Source organism: Streptomyces sp. NPDC015345 (genome assembly GCF_043078805.1).
Taxonomy (GTDB): Bacteria; Actinomycetota; Actinomycetes; order Streptomycetales; family Streptomycetaceae; genus Streptomyces.
Map to the genome: position 1 here is coordinate 290,783 of NZ_JBIBTX010000006.1, position 22,939 is coordinate 313,721.

At 72.4% G+C, this 22,939-nt stretch carries 18 protein-coding genes; 10 read left to right on the forward strand and 8 right to left on the reverse strand.

All coding sequences use genetic code 11. The features are described 5' to 3' along the window. Nucleotides 1-728 precede the first annotated feature (728 nt). Nucleotides 729-2,174, forward strand: a complete 1,446-nt coding sequence (locus ACF062_RS25545) for a PLP-dependent aminotransferase family protein (RefSeq protein ID WP_392141539.1) — start codon at nucleotides 729-731, stop codon at nucleotides 2,172-2,174. A gap of 9 nt (nucleotides 2,175-2,183) precedes the next feature. On the opposite strand, the gene ACF062_RS25550 is transcribed toward ACF062_RS25545, so the two are convergent. Next, on the reverse strand, nucleotides 2,184-3,797 hold the full coding sequence (locus tag ACF062_RS25550; protein WP_392141541.1) for an acyl-CoA synthetase: 1,614 nt from the start codon (nucleotides 3,795-3,797) through the stop codon (nucleotides 2,184-2,186). 221 nt (nucleotides 3,798-4,018) lie between these two features. Here ACF062_RS25550 and ACF062_RS25555 point away from each other — a divergent pair, with 221 nt between their 5' ends. From ACF062_RS25555 to ACF062_RS25580, 6 genes are all read left to right on the forward strand, one after another. Next, nucleotides 4,019-4,819, forward strand: a complete 801-nt coding sequence (locus ACF062_RS25555) for a crotonase/enoyl-CoA hydratase family protein (RefSeq protein WP_392141543.1) — start codon at nucleotides 4,019-4,021, stop codon at nucleotides 4,817-4,819. A gap of 117 nt (nucleotides 4,820-4,936) precedes the next feature. After that, complete coding sequence (locus ACF062_RS25560) at nucleotides 4,937-5,908, forward strand: Zn-ribbon domain-containing OB-fold protein (protein ID WP_392141545.1); 972 nt, start codon at nucleotides 4,937-4,939, stop codon at nucleotides 5,906-5,908. A gap of 60 nt (nucleotides 5,909-5,968) precedes the next feature. Beyond that, a complete protein-coding gene (locus ACF062_RS25565; RefSeq protein WP_392142028.1) occupies nucleotides 5,969-7,024 on the forward strand; it encodes a thiolase domain-containing protein in 1,056 nt (351 codons plus the stop codon). 20 nt (nucleotides 7,025-7,044) lie between these two features. Then, nucleotides 7,045-8,211, forward strand: coding sequence for a thiolase domain-containing protein (locus ACF062_RS25570; RefSeq protein WP_392142030.1), 1,167 nt, complete (start codon nucleotides 7,045-7,047; stop codon nucleotides 8,209-8,211). Between the two features lie 107 nt (nucleotides 8,212-8,318). Continuing rightward, a complete protein-coding gene (locus ACF062_RS25575) occupies nucleotides 8,319-8,561 on the forward strand; it encodes a DUF397 domain-containing protein (protein ID WP_223778596.1) in 243 nt (80 codons plus the stop codon). A gap of 109 nt (nucleotides 8,562-8,670) precedes the next feature. Then, on the forward strand, nucleotides 8,671-9,591 hold the full coding sequence (locus ACF062_RS25580; protein WP_392141547.1) for a universal stress protein: 921 nt from the start codon (nucleotides 8,671-8,673) through the stop codon (nucleotides 9,589-9,591). Nucleotides 9,592-9,606: 15 nt separating this feature from the next. Here the strand turns inward: ACF062_RS25580 and ACF062_RS25585 are convergent, their stop codons facing one another. Beyond that, a complete protein-coding gene (locus ACF062_RS25585; protein ID WP_392142032.1) occupies nucleotides 9,607-10,314 on the reverse strand; it encodes a leucine-rich repeat domain-containing protein in 708 nt (235 codons plus the stop codon). Between the two features lie 295 nt (nucleotides 10,315-10,609). Further along, nucleotides 10,610-10,768: a hypothetical protein gene (locus ACF062_RS25590; RefSeq protein WP_392141549.1), complete on the reverse strand. Its 159-nt coding sequence runs from the start codon at nucleotides 10,766-10,768 to the stop codon at nucleotides 10,610-10,612. Between the two features lie 6 nt (nucleotides 10,769-10,774). On the opposite strand from ACF062_RS25590, the gene ACF062_RS25595 reads away from it, so the two are divergent. Continuing rightward, complete coding sequence (locus ACF062_RS25595; RefSeq protein ID WP_392141551.1) at nucleotides 10,775-11,275, forward strand: hypothetical protein; 501 nt, start codon at nucleotides 10,775-10,777, stop codon at nucleotides 11,273-11,275. Nucleotides 11,276-11,433: 158 nt separating this feature from the next. After that, a complete protein-coding gene (locus tag ACF062_RS25600) occupies nucleotides 11,434-13,770 on the forward strand; it encodes a glycoside hydrolase N-terminal domain-containing protein (RefSeq protein ID WP_392142034.1) in 2,337 nt (778 codons plus the stop codon). 186 nt (nucleotides 13,771-13,956) lie between these two features. On the opposite strand, the gene ACF062_RS25605 is transcribed toward ACF062_RS25600, so the two are convergent. After that, the gene (locus ACF062_RS25605; protein WP_392141552.1) at nucleotides 13,957-15,954 is read right to left on the reverse strand and encodes an N-acetylmuramoyl-L-alanine amidase; all 1,998 of its coding nucleotides are present in this window, start codon (nucleotides 15,952-15,954) and stop codon (nucleotides 13,957-13,959) included. Between the two features lie 351 nt (nucleotides 15,955-16,305). Further along, nucleotides 16,306-17,493 (reverse strand): aminoglycoside phosphotransferase family protein, encoded by a 1,188-nt coding sequence (locus ACF062_RS25610; RefSeq protein WP_392141554.1) that lies wholly within the window; start codon nucleotides 17,491-17,493, stop codon nucleotides 16,306-16,308. 233 nt (nucleotides 17,494-17,726) lie between these two features. On the opposite strand from ACF062_RS25610, the gene ACF062_RS25615 reads away from it, so the two are divergent. After that, entirely contained in the window at nucleotides 17,727-19,220 is a 1,494-nt protein-coding gene (locus ACF062_RS25615) for a hypothetical protein (RefSeq protein WP_392141555.1), read from the forward strand. Nucleotides 19,221-19,241: 21 nt separating this feature from the next. Here the strand turns inward: ACF062_RS25615 and ACF062_RS25620 are convergent, their stop codons facing one another. From ACF062_RS25620 to ACF062_RS25630, 3 genes are all read right to left on the reverse strand, one after another. Then, nucleotides 19,242-20,660 (reverse strand): PP2C family protein-serine/threonine phosphatase, encoded by a 1,419-nt coding sequence (locus ACF062_RS25620; protein ID WP_392141557.1) that lies wholly within the window; start codon nucleotides 20,658-20,660, stop codon nucleotides 19,242-19,244. Nucleotides 20,661-20,916: 256 nt separating this feature from the next. Next, nucleotides 20,917-21,564 carry a LuxR C-terminal-related transcriptional regulator gene (locus ACF062_RS25625; RefSeq protein WP_392141559.1) on the reverse strand — a complete coding sequence of 216 codons (648 nt, stop codon included), beginning with the start codon at nucleotides 21,562-21,564 and terminating at the stop codon, nucleotides 20,917-20,919. Nucleotides 21,565-21,577: 13 nt separating this feature from the next. Further along, nucleotides 21,578-22,924, reverse strand: coding sequence for a sensor histidine kinase (locus ACF062_RS25630; protein WP_392141560.1), 1,347 nt, complete (start codon nucleotides 22,922-22,924; stop codon nucleotides 21,578-21,580). Between the last annotated feature and the right edge of the window lie 15 nt (nucleotides 22,925-22,939).

Sequence of the window (22,939 nt, forward strand, 5' to 3'; positions counted from 1 at the left end):
CGAAGAACTGCGTGACCGGGCCCACCGCGAGCGCGTAGAGCACGGTGCCGACGCCGACGGTGCCGCCCAGCAGCCAGCCCACGGCCAGCACCGCGACCTCGATGAGCGTACGGACCCGGCGCAGGGAGCGCCCCGTGGCGGCGGACAAGCCGGTCATCAGGCCGTCCCTGGGGCCGGGGCCGAGGCGCGCGCCGACATAGACGGCGACGGCCAGCCCGTTCAGGAACACCCCGCCCACGAGCAGACCGACCCGGGCGGGCAGGCCGAGGCCCTCGGGCAGGAGTGCGAGACCAAGATCGGAGGAGACGGCCAGGACGGCGATGTTGGCGGCGGTGCCGAACGTCGGCCGCTGCGCCAGCGGGATCCACGCCAGCAGGACGAGCACCCCCACGACGGCACTGATCGTGCCGAAGCTGAGCGGTGTGCGCTGCTCCAGCCCTTCGTACAGGACGCTCCAGGGGTTGACGCCCAGCGCCGCCCGGACCAGGGCCGAGAGGCTGAAGCCGTAGAGGGCGAGGCCGAGAAAGAGTTGGGGGAGGCGTCTCGACGGACGCTCGCGCAGGGGGACGTACGTGATGCTGTCCTGCGGCATGGCTGGTTGCCTCCGGGATGTGGGCGTGGGACGCGGGAATGGGGAACGCGGAAGGCCGCTGCCGTGAAACTGGGCCACCGGCGCCACCCTGTGCTCTGATTGGCCCGGAAAACACGGCCAATCAGAGGAGAATGGTGTGGTCGACGCACTGGGCAGCCGGCAGCTCGCCGCCCTGCTGCCCGACCCGGCAGGCGCCCGCCCCGCCTACCGCCACCTCGCCCAGGCGATCAGCGCCCTCATCCTGGACGGCCGCATCGCCCTGCATGTCAGACTGCCCGCCGAGCGGGACCTGGCCGCCGCCCTCCGCACCAGCAGGACGACGGTCACGGCTGTCTACGACCTGTTGCGCGAAAGCGGTTACGCGCGCAGCCGCCAGGGGGCCGGCACCTGGACGGCCCTGCCCGAGGGCCGCGCCCCGAGCGGAGTGCGGCGCCTGCTGACCACGGCCGAGGACACCGCGATCGACCTCGCGAGGGCCGCGCCCACGCTCCCGCCGGGCACGCTCGCCGACGCCCTCGCCCGCGTCACCCCGCGCCTCGCCGACCACGAGGAAACTCCCGGCTACCACCCGTACGGCCTGCCCGACCTGCGCGCCGCCCTCGCCGAACGCTTCACGCGCCGTGGCCTGCCCACCGTGCCGGAACAGATCCTGGTGACCTCCGGCGCCCAGCACGCGCTCAGCCTCGTCCTGGCGCTGCTATGCCGTCCAGGCGACCGAGTCCTGACCGAGAACCCCTCGTACCCGAACGCCCTGGAGGCCATGCGGCGTGCCCGGCTGCGCAGTGCGGCGGTCCCGGTGACCGACGACGGCTGGGACATCGAGATCGTCGAGTCGGCCTTCCGGCAGCTGCCCCAACTGGCCTACCTCATACCTGACTTCCACAACCCGACCGGCCTCCTCATGCCCGAGGGGGAGCGGGTCCGTGTCCTGCGGGCGGCCCGGCGTTCCGGTACCTGGCTCGTCGTCGACGAGACGCTCGCCGAACTCGCCCTCGATGTGCCCGCGCCCGCGCCCCTCGCCGCCCACGCGGCTCCCGGCGGGGCGGGCGGCCAGGTCATCACCATCGGCTCGATGAGCAAGACGCACTGGGCGGGCCTGCGCGTCGGCTGGCTGCGCGCGCCCGCGCGGCTCGTCACCGAGCTGGCCGGGCAGCGCGTAGCCACCGACATGGGCGGCTCCGTCCTCGACCAGCTCCTCGCCCTCGACCTCCTCGACCGGGCCGACGCCATGCAGGCGGACCGGCTGGAGCGGCTGCGAGGCCGGCGGAACGCGCTGGCAGCCGCCCTCACCGAGCAGCTGCCGCGCTGGACGTGGCGACTCCCGCCCGGCGGGCTCTCGTTCTGGGTCGACCTCGGGGAGCCGGTCGCCGCCGCGCTGGCGAAGCGGGCGCTCGACCACGGGGTGCGGATCGAGGGCGGAGGCCACTTCGCCACCGAGCCGGGCGTCTTCGAGCAGCGGCTCCGCATCCCGTACACCCTGCCCGCCGACACCCTCCGCGAGGCCGTGTGCCGTCTGGCGGCCACGCTCGCGGCGGGGCTTCCGCGCGTGGCCACCGCCCGGCGGCCGCATTGGGTGGCCTGAACGCCGCGCCTACCCTCCGGCCGCGACCGCCTTCGCCCACCGGTAGTCCGCCTTGCCGCTCGGCGAGCGCTGGATGTGGTCGGTGAAGACCACCGCGCGCGGGATCTTGTAACCGGCGAGCAGCGCGCGGCAGTGCCTCTGGACGCCTTCCAGGTCCAACGCGGGTGCGTCGGCGCGGAGTTGGACGACCGCCGCGACCCGGGAGCCCCACCGCTCGTCGGGCACCCCGGCGACCAGCGCGTCGTACACGTCCGGATGGGACTTGAGCGCCTGCTCGACCTCCTCCGGATACACCTTCTCGCCGCCGGTGTTGATGCACTGCGAGCCGCGGCCGAGGACGGTGACGATGCCGTCCTCGTCGACGGTCGCCATGTCGCCGAGCAGCACCCAGCGCTCGTCGCCCTTCTGGAAGAAGGTCTCGGCGGTTTTCGCCGGGTCGTTGTAGTAGCCGAGCGGTACGTGGCCGCGCTGGGCGAGGCGGCCCGGCTCGCCCACCGGGACCGGTTCGTGGGTGGCGGGGTCCACGACCTGGGTGCGTTCGTTGACCTCCAGGCGGAAGCCCTTCTCCGGGCCCGAGTCGTCCGTGGCCTTGCCGTTGGAGCCGGATTCGGAGGAGCCGAAGTTGTTCAGGAGCAGTACGTTCGGCGCCAGTTCCTGGAACTGGGCGCGCACCGTCTCCGACATGATCGCCCCGGACGAGGAGACGCTGAACAGGGACGACAGATCGGTGCCCCTGAGCGGTCCGCGCAGCGCGTCGATGAGCGGCCTGAGCATCGCGTCGCCCACCAGGGACACGCTCGACACCTTCTCCCGCTCGATGGTGCGGAGCACCTCCTCGGGCACGTACTTGCGGTGCAGGGCCACCCGCTGGCCGTAGTTGAAGGCGATGAACGACGTCAGCGTCGACGTGCCGTGCATCAGCGGGGGAGCCGGGAAGAAGGTGAGGCCGGGGCCGCCCGCCGCGACGCGCTCGGCCAGCTCCTCGGGGCGCTTCACCGGCTCGCCCGCCGGTTCGCCGCCGAAGAGCCCCGCGAAGAACAGGTCCTCCTGGCGCCACATGACGCCCTTCGGCATGCCGGTCGTGCCGCCGGTGTAGATGATGAACAGGTCGTCGGCCGAGCGCGGCCCGAATCCGCGCTCCGGCGAGCCTGCCGCCTCCGCCGCCGTGAAGGCCACCACGTCGAGCTCCGGGGCGCCGACGGGCGGCGCCCCTACCCGTATCAGGTGCCGCAGCCGTTCCGTACGGGGCAGTGCCGCCGCGACCCGCTCGGTGAACTCGGCGTCGAAGACGAGCGCCGCGAGATCCGCGTCGCGGTAGAGGTACACCAACTCCTCTTCGACGTAGCGGTAGTTGACGTTGACAGGGACGAGACGGGCCTTGAGGCAGGCAAAGACCGTCTGGAGGTACTCGACGCCGTTGTACAGGTGCAGGCCGAGGTGCTCGCCGGGCTTCAGGCCGCCGTCGATCAGGTGGTGGGCGATGCGGTTGGCGGCCGCGTCCAGCTCGGCGTAGGTCAGCCGGCGCTCCGCGCCCGTGCCGGGGTGGTCGATGTAGACGAGTGCCTCGCGGTCGGGGACCACGTCGACGACCGACTCGAAAAGGTCGGCAAGGTTGTACTCCACCGCACTCCTCCTGACCCCGGTGTCCCTCGCGACGTCTCGTCCGACGTCCGGCTTGGCGGTCATCAGAGCAGAGGCACCCGCAACTGGGAAGGGCTCCCGCGCAAGGAAACTGACTGAGTGTCAGAAAACTATTGAACTGGCTCCGCGCCTACTGCAACCTGTTCTACGTCCGGAGCGTCCGGTCGGCCGGGCGCCGGCCGTCGATGGAGGGAGCACGGCACATGGGTGGGACGGAACATCTCTCCGTGCGGCGCGCGGGCGCCACACTGATCCTCACGCTGAACAGGCCCGAAGCGAAGAACGCGCTGTCGCTCGGGATGCTCGTGGGTCTCTACGACGGATGGCTCGCCGCCGACGAGGACGACGAGGTCCGCTCGGTCGTCCTCACGGGCGCGGGGGGCGCGTTCTGCGCGGGCATGGACCTCAAGGCCCTCGCGGGCAAGGGGATGGCGGGCGAGCAGTACCGGGACCGGCTGGCGGCCGACCCCGACCTGCACTGGAAGGCGATGCTGCGCCACCACCGCCCCCGTAAACCGGTCATCGCCGCCGTCGAGGGGTACTGCGTGGCCGGCGGTACGGAGATCCTTCAGGGCACCGACATCCGGGTCGCGGGCGAGTCCGCGACGTTCGGTCTCTTCGAGGTCCGGCGCGGGCTCTTTCCCATCGGCGGGTCGACCGTGCGGCTGCCGAGGCAGATCCCTCGTACGCATGCCCTGGAAATGCTGCTCACCGGGCGGGCGTATACCGCCGCCGAGGCCGCGGCGGTCGGTCTCGTCGGGCATGTCGTGCCGGACGGCACGGCTCTGGAGAAGGCGCTTGCCATCGCCGAGCAGATCAACGCGTGTGGGCCGCTGGCGGTGGAGGCGGTCAAGGCGTCGGTGTACGAGACGGCCGAGATGACGGAGGCGGAGGGGTTGGCGGCCGAGTTGAAGCGGGGGTGGCCGGTCTTTGACACGGCCGATGCCAAGGAGGGGGCCAGGGCGTTCGTGGAGAAGCGGGTGCCGGTGTTTCGACGGGCCTAGGTCGTGTTCTGGCCACGGGTCGGTTGTGGCTGGTCGCGCAATTCCCCGCGCCCTGGGGGGCGGGGGCCTTGGGTGAATGTGTGTTCTTTCGGTTCTGGATGAAATGGAGTTCCGTCGATGGCATCCGTTCCCGCGCCGGAGGTGCTGCGTGCGCCTCTGGTCGTCGAGTTTCCCTTCACCCGTTCCCTCGGGCCCGTGCAGAGCGCCTTTCTCACCGGGCTGCGGGAGCGCACCGTCCTCGGGGTGAAGACCCGTGACGGTCGCACACTCGTACCCCCTGTCGAATACGACCCCGTGACCGCCGAGGAGATACGTGACCTCGTCGAGGTCGCCGCCACGGGAACCGTCACCACCTGGGCCTGGAACCACGAGCCGCGCCGCGGCCAGCCCCTCGGCACCCCCTTCGCCTGGGTCCTGGTCGAGCTGGACGGCGCCGACACCGCCCTGCTCCACGCCCTCGACGCACCCGGCCCGGACGCCGTGCGCACCGGCATGCGCGTCCGGATCCGCTGGGCCGCCGAGCGCGTCGGCGCCATCACGGACATCGCCTGCTTCGAGCCGTACGACGGGGCTCGCGACGAGCGGCGGCCAGAACCTCACACGGGCGAGTTCGACGAGCCCGTCACCGGCATCGTCGCGGCCGCGCGGCTCGACTACACCTACTCGCCCGGCCGCGCCCAGTCCGCCTACATCCACGCACTCTCCGAGCGGAAGACCGTCGGCGAACGCTGCCCGTCCTGCCGCAAGGTCTACGTGCCGCCCCGGGGCGCCTGCCCCACCTGCGGCGTCGCCACGGCGGAGCGGGTGGAGGTCGGGCCGCGCGGCACCGTCACGACGTACTGCATCGTCAACATCAAGGCGAAGAACGCAATGAACGACGCCATCGAAGTCCCCTACGTCTACGCGCACATCGCCCTCGACGGCGCCGACCTCGCGCTGCACGCCCGCATAGCCGGGATCCCCTACGACGAGGTCCGCATGGGCCTGCGCGTCGAACCGGTGTGGACCGACGGCGGCCGCTACCCCGACCACTACCGGCCCACGGGTGAACCCGACGCCGACTACGACACGTACAAGGAGCTGGTCTAGATGGCGCCCCGTGAACCGTCCGCGCCACAGCCCGCCTCACGGTCCGCGCGAGCGTCCGTGATGCGGCCCGTCCGCGACGTCGCCGTCGTCGCCTTCGGCCAGACCGACCACCTGCGCTCCACCGACGAGCTCTCCGAAGTGGAGATGCTCATGCCGGTCCTGCACGAGGTCCTCGCCGCCACCGGCCTGCGGACCAGTGACATCGGATTCACCTGCTCCGGCTCCTCGGACTACCTCGCGGGCCGCGCCTTCTCCTTCACCATGGCGCTCGACGGGGTCGGCGCCTGGCCCCCGATCTCCGAGTCGCACGTCGAGATGGACGGCGCCTGGGCGCTCTACGAGGCGTGGACGAAGCTCCAGACCGGCGAGGCCGACACCGCGCTCGTCTACTCCTACGGGAAGGCCTCACCCGGGTCCGTGCGCGACGTGCTGACCCGCCAGCTCGACCCGTACTACGTCGCCCCCCTGTGGCCCGACTCCGTGGCGCTCGCCGCGCTCCAGGCGCAGGCGCTCATCGACGCGGGAGAGACCGACGAGCCCGCCCTCGCCCAGGTCGCCCACCGCAGCCGCGCCGACGCCGCCGCCAACTCCCATGCACAGCTGCGCGGTTCGGTCGACCAGGGCGAGTACGTCGTACGTCCGCTGCGCACCGGCGACTGCCCACCGGTCGGTGACGGGGCGGCCGCCGTGATCCTCGCGGCCGGGGAGCGCGCCCGGGGCCTGTGCGAGCGGCCCGCGTGGATCCGCGGCATCGACCACCGGATCGAGGCGCACGGCATCGGCGTGCGCGACCTCACCGACTCGCCGTCCACACGTCTGGCCGCCGAGCGCGCCGGCGTCTTCGAACGGCCCGTCGACACCGCCGAGCTGCACGCCCCCTTCACTTCCCAGGAAGTCGTCCTGCGCAAGGCCCTGGACCTCGGTGACGACGTCACGGTCAACCCCTCCGGGGGCGCGCTCGCCGCCAATCCCATGATGGCCGCCGGGCTCATCCGGATCGGCGAGGCCGCCGCCCGTATCCACCGGGGCGCCTGCGACCGCGCCGTCGCGCACGCCACCTCCGGTCCATGCCTCCAGCAGAACCTGGTCGCCGTCCTGGAAGGAGACGCCCGATGAGCGACACGAGGAGCGGGACGGTGGGCAAGGAGCCCGTGGCCGTCGTCGGGATCGGGCAGACCAAGCACGTGGCCGCCCGGCGCGACGTGTCGATCGCGGGCCTGGTCCGCGAGGCGGCCCAACACGCGCTGCTGGACGCGGAGTTGACCTGGAGCGATATCGACGCCGTCGTCATCGGCAAGGCCCCCGACTTCTTCGAGGGCGTCATGATGCCGGAGCTGTACCTCGCCGACGCCCTCGGCGCCGTCGGCAAACCCATGCTCCGCGTCCACACCGCGGGCTCCGTCGGCGGCTCCACAGCGCTCGTCGCCGCCAACCTCGTCGCGGGCCGCGTCCACGGCACCGTCCTGACCCTGGCCTTCGAAAAACAGTCGGAATCCAACGCGATGTGGGGCCTGTCGCTGCCCATCCCCTTCCAGCAGCCGCTGCTCGCCGGGGCGGGCGGCTTCTTCGCCCCGCACGTACGGGCGTACATGCGGCGCAGTGGCGCCCCCGACACGGTCGGCTCCCTCGTCGCGTACAAGGACCGCCGCAACGCCCTGAAGAACCCCTGGGCGCACCTCCACGAGCACGACATCACCCTGGAGAAGGTCCAGGCCTCGCCGATGCTCTGGGACCCGATCCGCTACTCGGAGACCTGCCCGTCCTCCGACGGGGCCTGCGCCATGATCCTCACCGACCGGACGGGAGCGGCGCGTTCACCCCGGCCGCCCGCCTGGGTGCACGGCGGCGCCATGCGCAGCGAACCGACGCTCTTCGCGGGCAAGGACTTCGTCTCCCCGCAGGCCGGCAAGGACTGCGCGGCCGACGTCTACCGGCAGGCGGGCATCACCGAGCCGCGCCGCGAGATCGACGCCGTCGAGATGTACGTGCCGTTCTCCTGGTACGAGCCGATGTGGCTGGAGAACCTCGGCTTCGCGGCGGAGGGCGAGGGCTGGAAGCTCACCGAGGCCGGCGTGACGGAACTCGACGGCGACCTCCCGGTGAACATGTCCGGCGGCGTCCTGTCGACCAACCCCATCGGCGCCTCCGGCATGATCCGCTTCGCCGAGGCGGCACTTCAGGTGCGCGGCCAGGCGGGGGAGCACCAAGTCGAAGGGGCCCGCAAGGCGCTTGGGCATGCCTACGGAGGCGGCGCGCAGTTCTTCTCCATGTGGCTCGTCGGGGCCGAACCGCCCACCACCTGACGGCACTTGCGCACGCCCGACGATCGTGGTGCTTCCGCCGCGGCCTGTCCGGCGCCCGAGGCGAAAGCTAGGCTGGCGCCGGACGACGCATCGGGAGGAGCACGGACGTGGCCGACAGCACCATGCAGCAGCATCCGCTCGCGGGCTGGAACAAGCCGGAGCTCGACCTCAGCACCGCCGACTGGCGATCGAGCAGCGAGGGGCGAGGGGACGTGGAGATCGCCTTCGTCGAAGGCTTCGTCGCGATGCGCAACGCCCGCCGGCCCGAGAGCCCGTCCCTGATCTTCACACCCGCGGAGTGGGGAGCCTTCGTCCACAGCGCACGTGAGGGCGAGTTCGACCTGACCTGACGCGCCCGGACCGCCTCTCCGGCCTGCCGCCTCCCACGGCCTTTCGGCCCTGGTGGGCACGTGACCTTCGACTCTCCCGGCGCGGAGCTCGCTGCACCAGGCTGAGGCCATGAGCAGCGAAACGGTCAACAGCTCGAGCCCCGTCGTCGCGGCCGTCGACGGTTCCGCCGGCAGCGTCCGCGCCCTGGAGTGGGCGCTGACCGCCGCCCGCCTGCGGGAGGCGCCGCTGCGAATGGTCCATGTGCGGGCGTACGGCGTTCCGCTCGTCGACGGGCCGTTCGCACCGGTGTGGGAGCCGACCGAGGGCGACCCGGTGCTCGACCATGTACGTGCCCTCCTCGACGGGCGCGCCGGCCTGCCGCCGCTGGAGTTCGTCACCGTGGACGGCAGCCCCGGGCGTGAACTGCCGCGGCTCGGCGACCGGGCCCGGCTGCTGGTGCTCGGCTCGCGCGGCAGGGGCGGTTTCGCCAGTTTGCTGCTCGGTTCGAACGGCCTGGCGTGCGCGCGGGAGGCGGCCTGCCCGGTGGTGGTCGTACCGCGCCCCGCGCAAGGTGACGACGGTGCGGCGGAGGGGACGGTGCCGGCCGCGCGGCCCCGCGTGGTCCTCGGGCTCGCGGCGCCCGCACCGGACAGCGACGCCACCGCCTTCGCGTTCGCGGAGGCCGGACGGCGTGGGGCACGGCTCCAGGTGGTCGCCGCGTATCCGTGGCCCGTCCTCAGCAGCACGGCCGCCGGCGACTTCGTCATGAACGCCGTCGCCGACGGGGAGACGGAACGGGAGTACGGGGAACTGGCGGCCGCCGAGCTGGCCCCGTACCGGGAGCGCCACCCCGACGTGCCGGTGGACGTGGTCCTCGCCTCCGGCGACGCCGCGGGCCACCTCGTCGACGCCTCGCACGCCGCCGAGCTGGTCGTCGTCGGCCGCCACCGGCGCAGGACGGCGCCGGGCCGCATGCTGGGGTCGGTCACCAACGCGGTTCTGCTGCACGCGGGGTGCCCGGTCGCGGTGGTGCCGCCGGACGCCGGCTGAGCACCACGGGCCGCGCTAGCGGAGGACGACGCAGCCCTGGTCCTCCAGGGTCCGGAGCAGATCGTCGGGAACGTGGGTGTCGTTCCAGCGCAGGTCCAGTTTCTCCAGCGAGGGCAACTCAGCGAGCCAGCAAGGGAGTTGACGCACCCGATTGCCGCGCAGGTCGACGCGGCGCAGCGACGGCAGGCCGCGCAGGGCCTCCGGTACGGCCGTGAAGGCGTTCTCCCGCAGCTCGATCTCGCGCAGGGCGGTCAGCGCTCCCACGCCTGCGGGCAGGTCATCGAGGCGGTTGCCGCGCAGCCACAGCTCGCGCAGCGCGCCGAGGGAGCCGATCGTGTCGGGCAGTCGGGTCAGCCGGTTGTGCTGGGCGCGCAGCTCGACGAGACCGGACATCGCGCCGAGGGTGCCGGGGAGGGCCGTCAGGCGGTTCTCGCCGACGTTGAGGTAGCCGAGCCGGCTGAGGCGGCCGAGCGAGGCCGGCAGCTCGGTGAGGTCGTTGTCGTGGAGGTAGAGGAAGCGGCTCAGGGCAGGGAGGTCACCGATCTCGTCCGGGACCGCGCGCAGCCGGTTGTGACCGAGGTCGAGGGTGTGCAGGGCGGCGAGCGTGCCGATGCGGGCGGGAAGGCGCGTGAGCGCGTTGTCGGGCAGGAGCAGCACCTCCAGCCCCGGGTGACGCCAGACTTCGTCCGGCACCTGGCTGAGACCGCCGTGCCAGTAGTTCAGGACGGTGCGGTGGTCGGGGGCGGTGGGGTCGGCCGGTGCGGTGGGGGCGCCGCCGTCTGGGGTGGTGGCGTCCCGCGGTGCGGTGGTGTCGCGGTGTGCGGCGCCGGTGTCGTCCGCTGCGGCGTGGTCACTGAGCGCGCAGGCATCACCCGTACCCGTGCCCGCTCTGGTACCGCCGCCCGCGCCCGCACGCCCGCCTCCACCCGCCGTCCCCCTGCGACCACCCATCCCTGTGCCCTCGCCCACTCCCCGGCCCCCTTCCCCGTACCCCCGGCTCATGATCCCGGCCGAGACCCTACTCGGCCGGTGGCGGTGACCGGGCCGGCCGGGCCCCCGCCTGGCCCGTATGCTTCGCCACCGCCACCGCCACCGCCACCGCCACCGCCACCGCCACCGCCACCCCCGCCGACCAGCCGCGCCCCCACGTCGGCGCGCGGCGGCGGACACGTACCATGGGCGCATGTCCTTCCTCCGCCGCCGCAGCTCCGCCACCCCCGCGGGCCCGGACTTCGACGTCCTGGCCATGGATCCCGGTGACTGGCCCGGCAATCTCGGCGCGGGCCTGCTGCCCGCCCCCGACGGCAGCTGCCAGGGCGTCTTCCTGCGCTACGACCTGTTCGGCGGGCGCGGCCCCGCGATGATCATCGGCAACCTCCCCGAGGGTTCGCCCGCGCGCGAGACCGCCGACGGCGAGGTCCCCTTCGAGGTGGCGCAGCTGCTCCTCGCCCTGGAGAACGACGAGGACATCACGGTCGTCTCCACGGAGGACATGCCGGTGATGCAGGGCGACAACCTCCTCATCGTGCGCCGCCTGAAGCTGTCGGAGAGCCGCATCTCGTGCGTGCAGTTCGACCGCAGTGACAACGTCCTGGTGACCATCGCCGCCTGGGACCGGCCGATCACCGACGATCTGTACGCGCTTTTGAAGCCGCTGCCCGCGGAGCTCTTCCAGCAGGGCTGACCAGCCCCGCAGGCCCCCAGCGCACCGCACCCCGCACTTTCCGTCCAAGCACCGCCCCGTTCCGTCCAAGGACCGGGGCGGTTTTCCGTCTTGCCAGGCCAGTCATCGGACTTTTAGCGTGGCCGGTCATGACTCAGGGGATCTCGCGAAGGACCACCATGAAGTCCGCCCTCGGCAGCGCTGCCGGACTGGCAGCCGGTGGCGGCGGACTCGCCGACGCCGTGGCGGCCGAGAAGCCGTACCACGACACATCGGATGAATCGCTGCTCTGGTACGCCGCTCCCGCCGAGGACTGGGAGCGTGAGGCCCTGCCCATAGGCAACGGCGCCCTCGGCGCCATGGTCTTCGGCTCCCTCGCCTGCGAACGCCTCCAGTTCAACGAGAAGACCCTGTGGACCGGCGGCCCCGGCTCCGAGGAGGGCTACGACTCCGGCAACTGGCGCGCCCCGAGGCCCGGCGCCCTCGACGCCGTGCGTGAGGAACTCGACGACAAGGGCCGGCTCGCCCCCGAAGCGGTCGCGAAGGAGCTGGGGCAGGCCCGCCGCGGCTACGGCGCCCACCAGACCTTCGGCGACCTGCACATCGACATGCCCGGCGCCCCGGCCGCACCCGACACCACATACCGCCGCGCCCTCGACCTCGGCCAGGGCCTCGCGACCGTCACGTACCGCCACCAACAGGTGCGCCACCACCGGGAGTTCTTCGCCTCGTACCCCCACAAGGTGATCGTCGGCCGGTTCTCCGCCGACCGCGCCGCCCAGGTCACCTGCACTCTGCGCTACAGCTCGCCGCGCGCCGACTTCACCGCGAAGGCGTACGGCGACCGGATCACCGTACGCGGTGAACTAGCCGACAACGCCCTGCAGTTCGAGGCCCAGCTGCGGATCCGCCACCAGGGCGGCACACGCGTCGCGCACGACGACGGCAGCGTCACGGTGACCGGCGCCGACCACGTCTGGTTCGTCCTCGCCGCGGGCACCGACTACGCCGACACCTACCCCGGCTACCGGGGCGAGGACCCGCACCGGACCGTCACCCGCGCCGTCGACCAGGCGATCGAAGCGGGCCACGGCACCCTGCGCGCCCGCCATCTGCGCGACCACGGCGCCCTGTTCGGCCGGGTCGCCCTCGACCTCGGCGGGCCGCTGCCCGCAGCCCTCCCCACCGACCGGCTGCTCGAGCAGTACGGGGAAGCGGGGAGTGCCGCCGCCGACCGCGGCCTGGAGGCCCTGTACTTCCAGTACGGGCGCTACCTCCTCATCGCCTCCTCGCGCGCGGGCTCACTGCCCGCGAACCTCCAAGGCGTGTGGAACAACAGCACCACCCCGCCCTGGTCGGCGGACTACCACACCAACATCAACCTCCAGATGAACTACTGGCCCGCCGAGGCCGCCAACCTGGCCGAGACCACCGCCCCGTACGACCGTTTCGTCCAAGCCCTGCGCGCCCCCGGCCGCCGGACGGCCAAGGAGATGTTCGACAGCCGCGGCTGGGTGGTGCACAACGAGACCAACCCCTACGGCTTCACGGGGGTCCACGACTGGTCGACCGCCTTCTGGTTCCCCGAGGCCGCCGCCTGGCTCACCGCGCAGCTCTACGAGCACTACCGCTTCGGCGGCTCCACGGAATACCTGCGCTCCACCGCCTACCCGGCGATGAAGGAAGCCGCCGAGTTCTGGCTCGACAACCTCCGCGCCGATCCGCGCGACGGCACGCTGGTCGTCACGCCCAGCTACTCGCCCGAACACGGCGACTTCACCGCGGGCGGCGCCATGGCCCAGCAGATCGTCCACGACCTGCTCACCAACACCCTCGAAGCCGCGCGCGTACTCGGCGACTCTGCCGGTTTCCGCGCCGAACTGGAGAAGACCCTCGGCAAGCTCGACCCCGGCCTGCGGATCGGCTCCTGGGGCCAGCTCCAGGAGTGGAAGGCGGACCTCGACGACAGGACCGACGAGCACCGCCACGTCTCCCACCTCTACGCCCTGCACCCCGGCCGGCAGATCGAGCCCGGCGGCAAGTGGGCCGAGGCGGCGAAGGTGTCGCTCACCGCGCGCGGCGACGGCGGCACCGGCTGGTCCAAGGCCTGGAAAATCAACTTCTGGGCGCGGCTGCGGGACGGCGACCACGCGCACAAGATGCTCGGCGAGCAGCTGAAGTCCGCCACGCTGCCCAACCTCTGGGACACCCACCCGCCCTTCCAGATCGACGGCAACTTCGGCGCGACCTCCGGCATCGTCGAGATGCTCCTCCAGAGCCAGCACGACGCGATCGAGATCCTGCCCGCGCTGCCCGCGAGCTGGCCCGACGGGTCGGTGCGCGGACTGCGCGCCCGCGGCGGCGCGACCGTCGACATCACCTGGGCCTCGGGCCGCGCCGTCCGCGTCGTCCTGACGGCGGCGCGCACCCGCGAACTCACCGTGCGCGGCACGCTGTTCAAGGGCGGCACGAAGACGTTCAGGGCACGAGCGGGGGCACGCTACGTCTTCGACTAGCGTCGGCATCAAGAACGCGTCAAGACTGCCGGATCGCGGCAGTGCACCGAGGCGCGCGGCCGGTCCATGATGAGCGCGGCAGAAACGGGGGGCCTGCTCCGGTGCCGGATCCCGGAAGCGGGATCCGGCACCGGGACCGGAACCGCGCCCACGCGGCCCCGGCCCCTGCCCCCGCTCACGGCGTCGTCACGACCCCGAGCGCACCACCCGCACGTCCGCCGCCCGCACATACCCGATGCGGTGCCCGTACTGGACGACGTAGTACATGTCCTTGCCGCGCACCACCTTGTGCCCGGCGGTGTCGAACGTCGAGGCGTAGTAGTACTCACCCGGCACCTTGTCGCCGATCACGTACTTCTGGCCCGCCAGGATCTTGTAGGGCAGCGGCGAGACCGCCTGGACGGGCACACCCGCCGGGTAGGCCTCCTTCTCCGGGTACGCGCGCCCGTACACCGGGACCTCGGTCGCGCCCTCCTTCGGCGTCACCACCCACCCCTTCGCGTCGAGGGCGGTGGGCTGCTTCCGCGGGTTCTTGAACCAGGCCTTCTGGCCGAGGTACCAGACGGCGGTCCAGTCACCCTGACGGTCGGCGACCGCGTACTGCTGACCGGTGGAGAGCCGCGCCCCGACGTCGTTCACGTCGATCGTGGAGTCCTGCCCGCCCGGCCGCTTGCCGATGTCCTTGATCAGCGGCGCGTCGTCACGCGGCTCGGTGTGGACGCGCACCGCCGCCGAACCGTGCGGCACACACGTGTCGGCGGGCTTGCCGCAGCCCGTGTACACCGGCCGGTTCTTCGCGTACTCGGGCGCCACCGTCACCAGCCCGCCCTTCGGCCCCGCCGTGCGGTGGAACGGCTTGCCGAGCAGCGTGAAGTAGTGCTGCCAGTCCCAGTACGGGCCCGGGTCCGTGTGCATCCCCCGGATCGTGGACGAGACCGTGCCCTGGACGTTGTCGTGGCCGAGGATGTGCTGGCGGTCCAGCGGGATGTCGTACTTCTTGGCGAGGTACTTCACCAGCCGCGCCGACGTACGGTACATCGCCTCCGTGTACCAGGTGTCGGGGGCGGTGAGGAAACCTTCATGCTCCAGGCCGATCGACTTGGCGTTGACGTACCAGTTGCCCGCGTGCCAGGCGACGTCCTTGGCCTTCACGTGCTGGGCGATGTGGCCGTCGGTGGAGCGCAGGCTGTACTGCCACGACACGTAGGTCGGGTCCTGCACCATCTTCAGGACGCCCTCCCACCGGCCCTCGGTGTCGTGGACGATGATCGAGTCGATGCTCTGGCTCTTGGGCCGGTCCGCCTTGTCGTGGTTGCCGTAGTCCGGATTCCCGTTGGGATCCTTGAACTCCTCGTACGGCGCCGGGATCCACTCGCAGGACACCGTCTTCGGGCACTCCGTGTCACCGGGGGCCGCCTTGCGCAGTCCCATGCTCCTCAGCTGCGCCGCGTCGGTCCGCAGGCCGGGCTCCGGGGCGAGCACCACACGCTGGCCCGCGTCCGTCGTCCGCCGCTCACCGTCGCGGATGACCGCGAACACATCATTGGCGTACGTCGCCGCCGTCGCCTCGTCGTCCGCCCCGGAGAAGCGGGCGATCGCGCCGTACCAGTCGGCGGGGTCGGAGCTCAGCGGCTTGCCGAGCTTCTTCTGGGCCGCGGCGAGCAGGGCGGCGCCGCCCTCCACGTTCGCCGCGGAGTCGGTACGCAGCTCCTCGGCGGGCAGGCCGGTCAGCTCGGCCGCGCGCGGCAGCGTCTTGAGCCGTGCGGGAAGTTCGGCCTCCGAGGGCACGGCGGGAAGCTCCGCCTCGGGCGGCGGCATCGGACGCGAGGTGTCGCCGCGCGGATCCTCCTCGCCCTCGCTGTGGTGCGGGGCCGAGGCCAGGGCGGTGCGCGCGTCGGTCAGGTGCATGGGGCCGTAACCGCCGGTGACGCTGGCCGCGCCGCCGTGCGCGTCCCAGCGGGACTGGAGATACGAGACGCCGAGGAGCACGCTCTGCGGTACGCGGTACTCCTCGGAGGCGGACGCGAAGGCGTCCTGCAACCGGGTGCCGGACGCCTGTGGCTCGGCGCCGGACGACGGGGCCGCGCCGAGCAGCGGCACCAGCAGTCCGGCCGACGCGAGGGCGCCCGCCGTCCTGATGGTGCGTCTGCGCGCCGACGAGGTACGGGCTGTGGATCCTCGCAATGCAGCCTCCTGGAACTCCTGGGCCGATGAAGCGTGGCGGGGCGTGCGGGGCCGGGCGTGCGTGCGTCAGTGGTACCGGCTCTCCGACAATCCGTCAATCATGCCCAGGAGACGGGATTTCGCATGTCAGCGACGGTCCCGGCGGGTCATGCCCACACTTTCGCCGGGGCAGGCCCTACCGCCTGCGGCGCGTCAGTGGCGTAAACCAATGCGCAGTACGGGATACACCTGTTCGGGGAGCGGAAGAGGCACGGGCATAGGCCGGTGTGCCTTTCCCGACGACATAGACCAGAGGCATACGAAGGTCCGCGGTGCGCCACTGTTCTCGGCGCACCGCGGACCTTCTTCCCCTCAGCGAGTGCCGACCGCCGCTCGCACGGCCCGGCGGGCCAGCTGGCAGTCGTCGTGCAGCCGCCTCAGCAGCAGCCGCTGTTCCTCGCCGGACGGCGCAGCACCGGACGGGGCCGGGCCCGGTGCCACCGGGGCCGATTCGTGCATCGAACGCTGCACGGCCGTTTCGTAGTGACGGATCTCGCGGGTCAGTACCACCATGAGATTGACCAGGAACGCGTCGCGCGCCGCGGGGCCCGCGGCCTGCGCCTGCTGACTGATCTCGCGCCGCGCCGCGGGGGCGTCACCGAGGACCGCCCACAGCGTCGCCAGGTCGTACCCCGGCAGATACCACCCCGCGTGCTCCCAGTCGACCAGGACGGGCCCGGCCGGCGAGAGCAGGATGTTCGACAGCAGGGCGTCGCCGTGGCAGAACTGCCACATGGCCTCCGGGCCCTCGCCCTGGTGGACCGCCGAATGCGCGATGCCGTGCAGCAGCTTCTGGAGGTCGCCGATGTCACGGTCCGTCAGCAGACCCAGCTCGTGGAAGCGGGAGATCCGCCTGCCGTACTCCAGCGGCCTGCCGAACATCTCCGCGGGCGGCCGCCACCGGTTCAGCCGCAGTACGGAGTCGAGCGCCGCCCGGATGTCCGCCCGCGGCGGGGCCTCGACCGGATGCCGTTGCAGTGCCGCCACCCGCCCGGGCATCCGCTCGATCACCAGCGTGCAGTCCTCGGGGTCCGCGGCGATCAGCCGGGGCGCCCGGACCGGCGGCCGGTGCCGGACGAACGAGCGGTATGCCGCTATCTCGTGCCGGAGCCGATCGGCCCACAGAGGGGAGTGGTCCAGTAAACACTTGGCGACGGCAGCGCCGCGTCCCGCCGTCCCGACGAGCAGGACCGTACGGCCGCTTCGACGGAGCACCTGCACGGGGTTGAACTCGGGGCAGATGCGATGCACGGAAGCAATCGCGGTGCGCAGTTGCGCCCCCTGGGGGCCGGACAAGTCGAGTCTCCCGCTGAGCGGTTGGGCGCCGGATCCCGGCACGCGACGCGCCCGGCCGGCGCTGAGCTGCGCGGCAGAGGTCCGCGCGGGCTCCAGGTAGGGGCCGCTCCCCGCGGAGGGGGGCACCTCGCGGCTCCGGGGCACCGGGGGGCGCGGGTGGAGCGGCCGGGGCGGGGCGGACACGGAGGACGATGCTGCGTACATGGGCGAACAGATCCCTTCGTGTGCCTGTGGATTGCGTGCGCCTCCCGCCCCGATCGCGTCGGGATCACCCTGGGGAGTGCCTTGCGGCGACCGGGTCGGGGTGGCGCACTCCTACCTGACACCCGGCGCCCCCTGGCACACCATGTGGCGCACCCTGGCGAACCCTGGCGAATAGTCGCTCAGCAACTGACAGACGGTTACTGTCAACTCAGCCGAGAACCTGGGGGCTTGACGTGCACGGACAACCCAACACCCGCCTTTCGGATCTGTTCGGCCTCGCCGGCTGGTCCAAGGGTGAGCTCGCGAGACTGGTGAACCGGCAGGCGGCGGCCATGGGCCACCCCCAGCTGGCCACCGACACCTCGCGGGTGCGGAGGTGGATCGACATGGGGGAGATCCCCCGCGATCCGGTGCCCCGGGTGCTGGCTGTTCTGTTCACCGAGCGTCTCGGCCGTGTCGTGACCACTGAGGATCTAGGTCTGGTCCGGCACGGGCGCGCAGGGAAGCGGCGTGGCGACGGGAGTGTGGAGCACCCCGACGGCGTGCCGTGGGCGCCCGAGCGGACAGCCGCGGTCCTCACCGAATTCACGGGAATGGACCTCATGCTCAACCGACGCGGCTTGGTGGGCGCGGGCGCTGCGCTTGCCGCAGGCTCCGCACTCAGCAGCGCCATGCACGACTGGCTGCACACCGATCCGGCCCTCGCGGCCGACGCCCCCCGTATCCACGATCCCCTGCACGCCGACCCCGCCGGGTTCGACCGCTATGAGGCCGCTCCCATCGGCTCCCAGGAGATCGAGGAACTGGAGCGCTCGGTCGAGGTGTTCCGCGCCTGGGACGCGGCCCGCGGAGGCGGGTTGCAGCGCAAGGCCGTGGTGGGCCAGCTCAACGAAGTGGGCGGCATGCTCGCCTACCGTCACCCCGACCATCTCCAGCGGCGCCTGTGGGGCGTCGCCGCCAACCTCGCCGTCCTCGCGGGCTGGATGTCGCACGACGTCGGCCTGGAGCCCACGGCCCAGAAGTACTTCGTCATCGCCGCCCACGCGGCCCGCGAGGGCGGCGACCGCCCCCGCGCGGGCGAGGCCCTGTCCAGGGCGGCCCGCCAGATGGTGCACCTCGGCAAGCCGGACGACGCCCTGGACCTGATGAAGCTCGCCAAGTCGGGAGCGGGCGAGGAGGCACTGCCCCGCACCCAGGCGATGCTGTACACCATCGAGGCCTGGGCGCAGGCGTCGATGGGGCGCGGCCAGGCCATGCGGCGCACGCTGGGCCTCGCCGAGGACCTCTTCGTCTCGGACAAGGGTGATGTGCCGCCGCCGAGCTGGATGCAGATGTTCGACGAGGCGGACCTGCACGGCATGCAGGCCCTGGCCTACCGCACCCTCGCCGACCACGAACCGGCCGCGGCGAACATCGCGCAGCGGCATGCCAAGGAGGCCATCGAGCTGCGCGCCAAGGGCCGTGACCGGTCTCAGATCTTCGACTACATCTCACTGGCGTCGGCCTGCTTCATCGCCGACGACCCCGAACAGGCCGACCGGTACGCACGCCTGGCGCTGGTGTCGATGGGATCCAACTCCTCCCACCGCACCTGGGACCGGCTGCGCGAGATGTACCGGCTGACGGCGCAGTACGCCGGCTATCCGAAGATCCAGGACCTGCGCGAGGAGATCAAGCTGGCGCTGCCGAAGGGGACCAAGGGGGCGGGCAGGACGGCCAGGGCATAACACCTTTCGGAAGGCGAAGGCTCAACACCGTGCGATCAACAGGCAGGCGTCGTCCTCGCGCGGGTCTCGGCCGAACTCCTCGACGACCGTCCGCACGCACTCCTCGGCCGTACGCGCCTCGGTGAGGCGGGGGGCGAGGGAGAGCAGCAGCTCCGTCGCCGTATCCCTGTCGTGGCGTGGCACCAGCCCATCGGTGTGCAGTAACAGCAGGTCCCGGGGGCGCAGTTGCACTTCGGCCTGCTCGTACGCCGCTTCGGGCGCGGCTCCGAGGAGGGCGCCGGTCGGTGGCGTCAGCGTGCGCCCCGTCCCGTCACGGAACAGCAGCGGGGCGGGGTGTCCGGCCTGCGCCCAGGTGAGCAGCCGGGTGGCGGGGTCGTAGCGGCAGCAGATGGCGCTGCCGAGGGCGGGCCGGGCCGTGGTGTCGAGGAGGCCGTTGAGCCAGCCCATGAGCCGGCCGGGCATGGCGCCCGCGACCGCCATGCCGCGCACCGCGCCGAGCAGCATGGCCATGCCGGAGGCGGCGGTCACGCCGTTCCCGGTGAGGTCGCCCACGGTCAGCAGGGCGTGGCCGTCGGGCAGTTCCATCGCGTCGTACCAGTCGCCGCCGATGAGCGCGCCGACCGAGGAAGGGAGGTAGTGGGCGGCGAGGTCGAGCCGGGCGGGGCCGCCGTGCGCAAAGCGCAGCGAGCCGCGCCAGGGCGGCAGGACCGCCTCCTGGAGTTCGACGGCGAGGCGGTGCTCGGTCTGCTCGGTCTCGCGGCGGCGGCGCAGCGACTCGTGGGTCTCGCGCAGCGCGAGCCGGCTGCGGCGCAGTTCGCTGACGTCCCGCAGGACCGCCCACATGGAGGCGGTGGAGCCGTCGGCGGCCAGCACGGGCTCGCCCATCATGTGCACGTGGCGCACGCCCCCGCCGGGGCGCACGATGCGGAACTCACCGTCGATGGGCTTCCCGTCGATCAGGCAGTCCGTGACCATCGCGGTCAGCAGGGGCTGGTCGTCGGTGTGTACGAGGGAGGGGAGTTCGTCGAGGGAGAGCGGTGGAGCAGCGGGGTCGCGGCCGAGGATCTGGTAGAGCTCGCAGGACCAGCTGGCCTCGTCGGTGAGGAGGTTCCATTCGGCGCTGCCGACCCGGCTCAGGAGTGAACCCCGGCGTGGGTCGGCGGCTCCGGGCGCGGGTGGCACCGCGGGCTCGCCGGCCGCCCGCGGTGGCCCCTCCCGCAGCTGGGCCAGATGGTCGTCGAGGTCGTCGAGCTGGTGCACGGCCAGGTCGCACAGGGCTCTCTGCCAGCGCCCCGCCGGGTCTCCGCGGTCGGCCACGGCTTCGCGCCGTACGGCGTCCACCTCGCCGCGGAGTCGGCGCGTCTGCGAGATCAGCGCGTCGACCGTGCCGCGCTCGGGCGGCTGGGCGGCGGCGTGGTCCGCGAAGACATGGGAGGGCATGCGTTGCTCCGGTGAGGGTGCGGTGCGACCAACTTGACGGGTGGTGGACCGCTAACGACTTTCGCACAGCAGAAGGGGGCCCGTAAGGGATTTGGCGACACCCGGTGCGGTGGTGCTTATGGCATATGCCTTTGTCCTGCGGATATACCGGCCGGGGGGCGCGAGTCTATGTGCAAACGGTGAAGAACGCGTAGGCGGGGACGGTGGAACATGGCGCTTCTGTGGGGGAGTTGAGGTCATGGCGTGTCCGGTCCGGCTACGACGGGTGCAGGTATCGCATGACCGCGAGGACCCGCCGGTTGTGATCGTGCGACGGGAGCAGCCCGAGTTTCTCGAAGACCGCCGCCACGTGTTTCTCCACCGTGCCCGCCGACACGAAGAGGGCCTGGGCGATCGCCGCGTTGGAGCGGCCCTCCGCCATCAAGGCGAGCACCTCGCGCTCCCGGCCGGTGAGCGGCGCAAGTCCGGCCGCGCGGTGACTCGCGCCCGCCAGCTGTGTGACGACCTCCGGGTCGAGCGCGGTGCCCCCCGCAGCGACCCGCTCCAGCGCGTCCGTGAACTCGGCGACGTTCGCCACCCGGTCCTTGAGCAGATAGCCGACGCCGGCCGAGCCCGCCGCGAGCAGGCGCGTGGCGTACTTCGTCTCGACGTACTGCGAGAACAGCAGCACTCCCGTGCCGGGGTGGGCGCCCCGGATGTCGATGGCCGCCCGAAGGCCCTCGTCCGTGTGGGTCGGCGGCATCCGGATGTCGACCACCGTGACGTCCGGGCGGTGCGCGGCCACCGCCTCGCGCAGCGCGTCCGCGTCCCCCACGGCGGCGCAGACCTCGTGCCCGCGCTCGGCGAGCATCTGGGCCAGCAACTCCCGCAGTACGGCGGCGTCCTCGGCGATCACGACACGCATGGCCCGCATGCTCTCACGCGTGCGGCGGCAGCTCGACGGTGACCGTCGTCGGACCGCCCCGCGGGCTGCGGACCTCGATGCGCCCGTCGACCGTACGGACGCGTTGCGCGAGCCCGCTCAGGCCCGTGCCCGCCTCCGGCGCGGCGCCGCCCTCGCCGTCGTCGGTGACCTGGAGCCGCAGCAGCCCGTCCCGCTGGGTCACCCCGAGTACGGCCCGGCTCGCCCCGCTGTGCTTGATGACGTTGGTCAGGAGCTCGGCGGCGCAGAAGTACGCGATGGTCTCGATCGCCGGCGTGGGCCGCACCGGCACGTCCGCCGAGAGTTCGACCGGCACCGTGCAGCGCGCGGCGAGCGTGGCGAGTGCGTCGGGCAGGCCGTCGTCGAGGACGGGTGGATGGATGCCGCGAGCCAGGTCGCGCAGTTCGGTGAGCGCCTCGGTGGCGTTGCGGTGCGCGCCGTCGACCAGCCGGCGGACCCCCGCCACGTCCAGGGGCCGCCCGTCGTCGAGTCGTTCCTTCACCATGTCGAGGCCCATCGCCACCGCGACCAGCCGGACCTGTGCGCCGTCGTGGAGGTCGCGCTCGATCCTGCGCAGCAGCGCGACCGAGTCGTCGACGGCGAGCGCACGTGTCTCCTCCAGGTCCCTTACGCGGTCCGCGAGCCGGCCGGGCCCGAGCAGTGCCCGGATCAGCCGGCGGTCGCCCGCGACGACGAGGCGGGTCACCCACGGGGCGCACAGGAGTGTCGCCGCGCCGGTCAGAACCGCGAGCCAGGTCCCGGCGAACGTGTCCGCGTCCAGGCCGCCGAAGGGTACCGGAGTCAGCACCGGCATGCCCTGCGGGTCCCCGGCCTGGACCCGCTGGCCGAACACCGTCCACCGCAGCGGCGCGGTGAGGTTCACCAGACCCGTGATCCACCACAGCACGGCGTACGCACCGAGCGCGCCGACCGGCAGCTTCGCGAGGACGTAGCCCGCCGCCCGCCAGCCGGTGCCGTCCCGCAGCCGCGCGTCGAGCCGCCCCACGAGGCCCTCGCCCCGCCGGAAGGGCGGGGGAGCGGCCGTCCGCTCGCCGAGCAGCCGCGCGGCGAGCCCGCGGTGGACGCCGCCCAGCGCACGGGCGAGGCGCGGCGCCGCGATGAGCAGCAGCACGCCGACCACCGCGAGGACCAGCGAGAGCGTCAGCCCGGCGCCGAGGGCGAGCACCACCACGACGACCACCCCGCCCCCGACACCCAGCGGAAAACCGATCAGGCAGTACGCCGCCTCCGCCCAGGCCCGCCGGGTGAAGGGGGCGCGGACCGCTTTCCGCAGCAGGCGCAGGAGGCTCGGTCTCTCGTCAGCGGCTGGCCATGTGCTCACGCACCCACGCTAGGC

Bases quoted from the DNA above. Each gene is read 5' to 3' on its own strand.
- ACF062_RS25625 (WP_392141559.1), bottom strand. From the start codon at position 21,564: ATGCGTGTCGTGATCGCCGAGGACGCCGCCGTACTGCGGGAGTTGCTG.
- ACF062_RS25600 (WP_392142034.1), top strand. From the start codon at position 11,434: ATGAAGTCCGCCCTCGGCAGCGCTGCCGGACTGGCAGCCGGTGGCGGC.
- ACF062_RS25555 (WP_392141543.1), top strand. From the start codon at position 4,019: ATGGGTGGGACGGAACATCTCTCCGTGCGGCGCGCGGGCGCCACACTG.
- ACF062_RS25560 (WP_392141545.1), top strand. From the start codon at position 4,937: ATGGCATCCGTTCCCGCGCCGGAGGTGCTGCGTGCGCCTCTGGTCGTC.
- ACF062_RS25580 (WP_392141547.1), top strand. From the start codon at position 8,671: ATGAGCAGCGAAACGGTCAACAGCTCGAGCCCCGTCGTCGCGGCCGTC.
- ACF062_RS25610 (WP_392141554.1), bottom strand. From the start codon at position 17,493: ATGTACGCAGCATCGTCCTCCGTGTCCGCCCCGCCCCGGCCGCTCCAC.
- ACF062_RS25620 (WP_392141557.1), bottom strand. From the start codon at position 20,660: ATGCCCTCCCATGTCTTCGCGGACCACGCCGCCGCCCAGCCGCCCGAG.
- ACF062_RS25590 (WP_392141549.1), bottom strand. From the start codon at position 10,768: ATGGTACGTGTCCGCCGCCGCGCGCCGACGTGGGGGCGCGGCTGGTCG.
- ACF062_RS25565 (WP_392142028.1), top strand. From the start codon at position 5,969: ATGCGGCCCGTCCGCGACGTCGCCGTCGTCGCCTTCGGCCAGACCGAC.
- ACF062_RS25595 (WP_392141551.1), top strand. From the start codon at position 10,775: ATGTCCTTCCTCCGCCGCCGCAGCTCCGCCACCCCCGCGGGCCCGGAC.